Origin of the sequence: Ameyamaea chiangmaiensis (genome assembly GCF_013376175.1) — a bacterium.
Taxonomy (GTDB): domain Bacteria; phylum Pseudomonadota; class Alphaproteobacteria; order Acetobacterales; family Acetobacteraceae; genus Ameyamaea; species Ameyamaea chiangmaiensis.
The window spans coordinates 1-5,339 of sequence record NZ_JABXXR010000174.1; the positions used below are offsets into that span (position 1 = coordinate 1).

Annotated in this window: 5 protein-coding genes; 1 reads left to right on the forward strand and 4 read right to left on the reverse strand. The window is 63.9% G+C overall.

Going from position 1 to position 5,339, the window contains the following annotated elements; genetic code table 11:
- Positions 1–240 precede the first annotated feature (240 nt).
- Complete coding sequence (locus HUK82_RS14315; RefSeq protein ID WP_176614603.1) at positions 241–615, forward strand: VOC family protein; 375 nt, start codon at positions 241–243, stop codon at positions 613–615.
- Positions 616–681: 66 nt separating this feature from the next.
- On the opposite strand, the gene HUK82_RS14320 is transcribed toward HUK82_RS14315, so the two are convergent.
- The 4 genes from HUK82_RS14320 to odhB all read right to left on the reverse strand — a co-directional run.
- A complete protein-coding gene (locus HUK82_RS14320) occupies positions 682–1,089 on the reverse strand; it encodes a VOC family protein (RefSeq protein WP_176614604.1) in 408 nt (135 codons plus the stop codon).
- Between the two features lie 347 nt (positions 1,090–1,436).
- Positions 1,437–2,303, reverse strand: coding sequence for a L,D-transpeptidase (locus HUK82_RS14325; RefSeq protein ID WP_373318224.1), 867 nt, complete (start codon positions 2,301–2,303; stop codon positions 1,437–1,439).
- Positions 2,304–2,509: 206 nt separating this feature from the next.
- Positions 2,510–4,240 carry a dihydrolipoyl dehydrogenase gene (gene lpdA / locus HUK82_RS14330; protein WP_176614605.1) on the reverse strand — a complete coding sequence of 577 codons (1,731 nt, stop codon included), beginning with the start codon at positions 4,238–4,240 and terminating at the stop codon, positions 2,510–2,512.
- Positions 4,241–4,388: 148 nt separating this feature from the next.
- Positions 4,389–5,339 (reverse strand): 2-oxoglutarate dehydrogenase complex dihydrolipoyllysine-residue succinyltransferase (gene odhB / locus HUK82_RS14335; RefSeq protein WP_176614606.1); only part of this gene is annotated, 951 nt, incomplete at its 5' end.

A 5,339-nucleotide genomic window follows, 5' to 3' on the forward strand; every position in this document is an offset into this window, starting at 1 on the left:
ACACACCACACCCCGTCGAGTTCGAGATGTATTACTCCGTCTGATCGCGCAGTAGACACCCGATACGACGAAAAGGCCCGCCTCCCAGACAGGGGGCGGGCCTTTTTCGTGATGTCGACAATCGGGTCGCGATGTGGCGTGAACGGAATATCGATTCTCAGAGTCCAAAGACTGACGTTGCTTTTCAACAGGATCTGTTACCGTCCATCATCCTTTCGTGCTCTGCGCAGGAGAAGAAACATGTTTACCCATGTGATGATTGGCAGCAATGACCTCGAACGGGCGCGAATATTCTACAACGCAACATTTGCCGCGTTAGGTGGCGCTCCTGGTGCAATCGATTCCAGAGGTCGGCTGATTTATACACATGAAGGCAGCCGGCTGATGATCACAACGCCGATCAACGGACAGCCCGCAACGGCTGCCAATGGGGGGACCATCGGCATTGCCGCCGCCAGTCCGGCCCATGTTCTTGCCTGGCACGACGCCGGTGTCAGCCATGGTGGCACCAGTATAGAAACGCCACCCACTGAGCGTCCAAACGGAATATTCGTCGCCTATCTTCGTGACCCGGACGGAAACAAGCTTACGGCCCGCACTCAGACCGCACCCTGATCTACTGATTATGGAGCACGAACGACGCGTGTGCCCGGCTGATAGCTCCGCCGGGCACACCACAGACTACTGTGGCTTGTTCTCGTACGCTTCTTCGGGGCGAACCGGCGTCAAGGTCGTCACTTCGATAAAGTAGCCGCCCTTCGCCCGAAAATAGAAAGCCCACGCGCCATGTGTTTCGTGCGGGGGTTGTACATTCCAGCCATCACCAATCAGGCGCTGATACAAAGCATCGACGGCATCGCGAGACATCTGGATGAACCCGATGTGCAGGATGTCGAGCTGTGCGGGATAGTCGAAGCCCTCAAGCTTATTGTCAAAGTGGTTGATGATCAGTACCAGCCCGTCGTCATCCTGCATGATGGTCATCTTCGTTCCACGCACGACGAGAGTGCGCAGGCCGAAATACTGCTCGAACATTGCCCGGTCGGCGTCTGTATCGCGGCTGTAAAGGTTGATATGGTTCAGCTTCATGGCCGTGCCTTTCCGTTGGTAAAACGGACACGGAGCGATCGCGGTGTGAGCAGCGACGACCGATCACGGACAAGGCCTATCCTCGTCGTGTCCGGCCATGGCCAAGAGCGGGCTTATGCGCTCAAGCGTGACTGTCTCCGTGGAGACCGCAGGTTGTCACCATACCCGCATCGCTGTCTTTTTAGGCGAAAAACATGTTCGCTTATGCCGGGAATACCGGTCAAGCCTTGTATTCCAACGCGTCCGCTACGAAGGATTGGTAAGGACGCCCCAATAGAAACGGGATGAGGGTGCGTAGCCTGGCGTGGTCGAAAAGAACCACGTCGCCGTTTCCCGGCTGTGTGCAATCAGGCAGTTTTCTTCTCACCGGCGGAGTCGACCACCACCACCAGATCGCCCGCGATCGGCGTCGGCTGGCGGTCCTTGGGCAGCAGGGCGCGAAAGCGGATGTCGTAGCTGGCGGCCTGTTCGTATTCGGCATCGAGAATGCCGTAGTGGTCGAGGAACACATTCAGTTTGGCGGGGATGCGGATACACCCTTCGGACGCGGGGTGACCCAGACGGCGTTCGAGAAAGTCGGGGTCTGTCGCGTGGATTTCGAGGCGGATCTCGCCGCGCTCGCCGCTGTCCAGCCACCCCTTGGTGGCCCATTGCCACCCCATGTCCCACACGCGCATGCCCTTGGCGCCGATGCCGCGAATGCCGTTTTCGTTCTTCGTGCCCTCGGCGCGATAGCCAAGGCGATCGACCGTGTTCTCGAACACGCCCGTGGGCGTGATGTAGTAGAACTTCCGGCCGCTCTGCCCGGTGGAGACATGAGTGCCGCCGATGACCTGCCACGCGCCCTTCGGCAACGCCAAAATGAAGCAGACCGCCTGCACGCGCGGATTGCGATCGACGACCATGATGACCTGCGCGCGGTCGATCGGCGTTTCTGCCTGCGCGATCTGCGCCTGCGCCAGCGTGATGAAACGTGCGCGGGTGTCGGGGGAAAACTGCGAGAAAGAGGGGACGTTCGCGCGCATCAGCCCCGACAGGCGCTCGGCCTCGGCACGGGCGGCGGCGTCGCTGAGGGCGGGCAGCGGCGGGATGATGATGGCCGGGTTTTCCGGATCCGTCGCCGGCAGCGGCGGCGGCAGAACGGCGGCCGGTGCAGGTTCGATGACGTCGGACGCAGAGGCGGGCGTGCTGAACGGCAATGTGGCGATGCCGATGGCGCCGAGGGTCTGTGTCCACGACCGATTGCTCAACACGTTCACATCCTCCCCGCCGATGAATACCGGGCCTTATGGTAACCTTCGGCGAATCCGGGGGAACTGGCAACAGATGTGTTCGCGGGGGAGGCCGAGCGCCGTCGGCCGCACGTCCCCATGGCGACTGTGGCGCGGGTGCGGGCAGGACGCCGCCCCGCGCCATGGGGTCAGATATGAATGGCGCGCTTTTCGACGTCGAGCGCGGCTTCCTTGACCGCCTCGCTCAGGGTCGGATGGGCGTGGCAGGTACGCGCGATGTCTTCCGACGACGCCCCGAATTCGATCGCCATCGTGGCCTCGGCGATCAGTTCGCCCGCGCCCGGCCCTATGATGTGCACGCCCAGCACCCGATCGGTCGTGTCGCAGGCCAGCACCTTCACGAATCCGTCTGTCATGCCCATTGCGCGGGCACGGCCATTGGCGGTGAAGGGGAACTTGCCGGTCTTGTAGCCGACGCCATCGGCCTTCAGCTGCTCTTCGGTGCGCCCAACGGCGGCGACTTCCGGCCATGTGTAGACGACCGACGGGATCGCGTCGTAATTCACGTGCCCGGCCTGGCCGGCCAGAAGCTCGGCCACCGCAACGCCCTCTTCCTCGGCCTTGTGGGCCAGCATCGGGCCGGTGATCACATCGCCAATCGCATAGATGCCCGGGACGCTGGTTGCGTAATGGGCATCGGTCACGATCCGGCCTCGCGGGTCGAGCTCGATCCCGGCTTCCTTCAGTCCCATCTTCTCGCTGGCGGCGACGCGGCCGATGGCCAGAAGCACGATATCGGCCGCGATCGTTTCGGCCGTGCCGCCCTTGGCCGGTTCGACCGTCAGGGTCACGCCCTTATCGCTCTTTTCAGCCTTGGTCACCTTGTGGCCGAGCTTCATCTTCAGGCCCTGGCGGCTCAGCACACGCTGGAACTGCTTGGCCACTTCGCCGTCGATGCCGGGGACGAGGCGGTCGAGGAATTCGATCACGGTGACTTCGGCGCCGAGGCGATGCCAGACGCTGCCCAGTTCCAGCCCGATCACCCCGCCGCCGATGACGACCATTTTCTTCGGGACAGACGACAGTTCCAGCGCGCCGGTCGATGTCACGATCGTCTTTTCATCCACGTCCACACCCGGCAGCGGCGCGCTGTCCGAGCCGCTGGCGATCACGATGTGTTTGGCCGTGACCGGCTTGCCGTCGACGGTAAGGCGCCCGGGCCCCTCAATGCGGCCAAGACCCTTGAGCCATGTTACCTTGTTCTTCTTGAACAGGAACTCAACGCCCTTGACGTTGGCGTCGACCACTTCGCCCTTGCGCGCCTGCATACGGGCCAGATCGAGCGAGACATTCCCGATCCCGATGCCGTGGGATGCGAAATCATGCGTCACGGCATGATAGTTTTCGGACGATTGCAGGAGCGCCTTGGAAGGGATGCAGCCGACGTTCAGGCAGGTGCCGCCAAGTGTCGCGCGCTTTTCCACGCAGGCCACCTTGAAGCCAAGCTGCGCCGCGCGGATCGCGCAGACATATCCGCCCGGTCCGGCGCCGATGACGACCACGTCGTAATCCGTCTCGCCGGGGGCTTCGGCGGCCGGTGCGGCCTTCGGTGCGGCGGGTTTGGAAGCGGGTGCCTCGGGCGTCGGGGCCGGGATGGCGGCGGGCGTCGCGGTGGTCGTGCCCTTCTCGTCCAGGGTCGTCAGGACAGAGCCCACTTCGACCTCGGCCCCTTCGGCCACGGCTGCGGCGCCCAGAACGCCCGCGGCCGGAGCATTGACCTCGACGCTGACCTTGTCGGTTTCCAGCTCGACAATGGGCTCGTCCGCCTTGACCGCATCGCCGGGCTTGCGCAGCCAGCGGCCGATGGTGGCTGTGGTGACGCTCTCGCCGAGCGTGGGAACCTTGATCTCGATGGGCATGGTGCGTGTTCCGTAGGATCGGGGGGCACGGACGACGACCCGCGCCCTTTGGGGGGACATCCCCGTGATGGTCGGTGGACGGTCGGGCGTGCAGGCTGCCGGGTGCCCGAGGGGGCGGCCCGGCAGCGACCTCAGACCGTGGAGGCGATCAGAGGCCGAGCAGCAGGCGACGCGGATCCTCGACGCCCTGCTTGACGCGCACCAGGAAGCTGACCGCTTCCTTGCCGTCGACGATGCGGTGATCGTAGGACAGGGCGATATACATCATCGGGCGGATGACGACCTGGCCGTTCACGGCGATCGGACGGTCCTGGATCGCGTGCATGCCCAGAATGGCCGATTGCGGCGCGTTGAGGATTGGTGTCGACATCAGCGACCCATAGATGCCGCCGTTCGTGATCGAGAACGTGCCACCGGTCAGTTCGTCGAGCTTGAGCGCGCCGTCGCGCGCGGCCTTGCCGAAGCCTGCGATCTTGCGCTCGATCTCGGCGAAGCTCAGTTGCTCGGCATCGCGCAGGACCGGAACGACCAGACCGTTCGGCCCACCCACGGCGATGCCCAGATTGACGAACTTGCGATAGATCACGTCCTCGCCGTCGATTTCGGCATTGATTGCCGGGAATTCCTGCAGGGCCGAGATCACGGCCCGCGCGAAAATCGACATGAAGCCCAGCTTCGCACCGTTGTGCTTTTTCTCGAAAGCTTCGCGGTATTCGGCGCGCAGGGCCTTGGCCGCCGACATGTCGACTTCATTGAACGTCGTCAGGATGGCGGCGGTGTTCTGTGCGTCCTTGAGGCGACGGGCGATCGTGCGGCGCAGGCGCGTCATCTTCACGCGTTCTTCGCGCGGATCGTCCTTGCGCTGGCTGGCGGAGGCCGGCGGTGCGGACGCGACGGGCGGCTGTGCCAGGAAGGCGAGGACGTCGCCCTTGGTAATCCGGCCGTCCTTGCCCGACCCGCTGCCGACCTGCGCCGGGGTGGTGCCGGTTTCAGCCATTTTCTTGGCTGCGGACGGAAAGGCCTGTGCGGCATCGCGGGCCACGTCGGCCGGGGGCGTGGCCGGGCGTGATACCGGGCCTGACGGCGCGGGCGGCGGGTT

What these genes read in the sequence shown, in the direction of transcription:
- HUK82_RS14320 (WP_176614604.1), bottom strand. Translation starts at nt 1,089, where the DNA reads ATGAAGCTGAACCATATCAACCTTTACAGCCGCGATACAGACGCCGAC.
- lpdA (WP_176614605.1), bottom strand. Translation starts at nt 4,240, where the DNA reads ATGCCCATCGAGATCAAGGTTCCCACGCTCGGCGAGAGCGTCACCACA.
- HUK82_RS14315 (WP_176614603.1), top strand. Translation starts at nt 241, where the DNA reads ATGTTTACCCATGTGATGATTGGCAGCAATGACCTCGAACGGGCGCGA.